The 1,715-nt window shown below is 52.8% G+C and carries 1 rRNA gene; it reads right to left on the bottom strand.

Annotated elements, in window-relative coordinates:
* Positions 1-49 precede the first annotated feature (49 nt).
* Positions 50-1,516, bottom strand: a 16S ribosomal RNA gene (locus M2325_RS08245).
* Positions 1,517-1,715 lie beyond the last annotated feature (199 nt).

The following is a 1,715-nucleotide window of genomic DNA, read 5'->3' as shown; positions in this document are numbered from 1 at the left end:
AGCCCACAATCTTTTAGTGCCTATTAACGACCTATCATCTTAACTTTCTAGGAGGTGATCCAGCCGCAGGTTCCCCTACGGCTACCTTGTTACGACTTCACCCTCCTCGCTGAACCCAGGTTCGATCTTAGCCGAAGGCCAAAACCTCACCTCAACCCAACTCGGATGGTGTGACGGGCGGTGTGTGCAAGGAGCAGGGACACATTCACCGCAGTATTATGAACTGCGATTACTACGGATTCCAGCTTCACGTGGGCGAGTTACAGCCCACGATCCGAACTACGACAGGGTTTAGGAGATTTGCGTCCCTTTTCAGGGTAGCATCCCATTGTCCCAGCCATTGTAGCCCGCGTGTAGCCCAGGAGATTCGGGGCATGCGGACCTATCGTTGCCCGCTCCTTCCTCTGACTTAGCGCCAGCGGTCCCCTATGAGTGCGTTCCCTCCGGAGAAGAAACTAGCAACATAGGGCACGGGTCTCGCTCGTTACCTGACTTAACAGGACGCCTCGCGGTACGAGCTGACGATGGCCATGCACCACCTCTCAGCGCTTCAGACAAGGTCGTCAACCTGGTCATCATAATGCTGTCGCTCCTGGTGAGATGCCCGGCGTTGAATCCAATTAAACCGCAGGCTCCACCCGTTGTGGTGCTCCCCCGCCAATTCCTTTAAGTTTCAGTCTTGCGACCGTACTCCCCAGGTGGCGAACTTAACGGCTTCCCTTCGGCACTAGATAGGCACAGAGCCTACCTAACACCTAGTTCGCAAAGTTTACGGCCAGGACTACCCGGGTATCTAATCCGGTTCGCGCCCCTGGCTTTCGTCCCTCACCGTCGGACCCGTTCCAGACAAGTGCCTTCGCCATAGGTGGTCCTCCAAGGATCAACACATTCCACCGCTACCCTTGGAGTACCCTTGTCCTCTCCCGGTCCCAAGTCTAGCAGTATCCCTGCCAGTCCTCTGGTTAAGCCAGAGGATTTAAACAAGGACTTACTAAACCGGCTACGGACGCTTTAGACCCAATAAGAGTGGTCACCACTTGGGCCGTCGGTGTTACCGCGGCTGCTGGCACCGAACTTGCCCAGCCCTTATTCTTTAAGCTATTTACACTTACTAAAAGCCTATGAGTTACATAGGCACTTGGGGTCCCCCCGTCGCACTTTCGTGCATTGCGGAGGTTTCGCGCCTGCTGCGCCCCGTAGGGCCTGGGGCCGTGTCTCAGTCCCCATCTCCGGGCTCCCTCTCTCAAGGCCCGTATCGATCGTAGGCTTGGTGGGCCATTACCCCACCAACTACCTAATCGAGCGCAGTCCTATCCTCAAGCGCATATGCTTTCAGAAAAAGATTATTCCAAACCTTTTTTCCTATGGAGTATTATCCTCAGTTTCCCAAGGTTATCCTCCGCTTGAGGGTAAGTTAACCACGTGATAATGAGCCGTCCGCCATGGCCGAAGCCATAGACTCGCATGGCTTAGTCGAACCCCAATAGCAGTGACCTCCGGCGGGATCAACCGGAATTAGTTGCTTACGGATAAGCAACTACTCTCGTGGAGTCGGTCAGTATTTCATTTAAAGGAAATGACTTGGTCGTTAATAGGTTTCACAAGATTGTGGGCTTACTTCGTACTTGAAACTTCTTTCGTTTCAGGCATTCATCTCAATTGCATAATATGCTTATGAGATGGTACATGTAACGTTTTTAGGTTCGTAACAATTA

Origin of the sequence: Methanococcus voltae PS (genome assembly GCF_024807035.1) — an archaeon.
Classification (GTDB): domain Archaea; phylum AGJL01; class Methanococci; order Methanococcales; family Methanococcaceae; genus Methanococcus; species Methanococcus voltae.
Note: the sequence above shows the minus strand (reverse complement) of the source record. Positions and strands in the feature narration are given on the sequence as shown.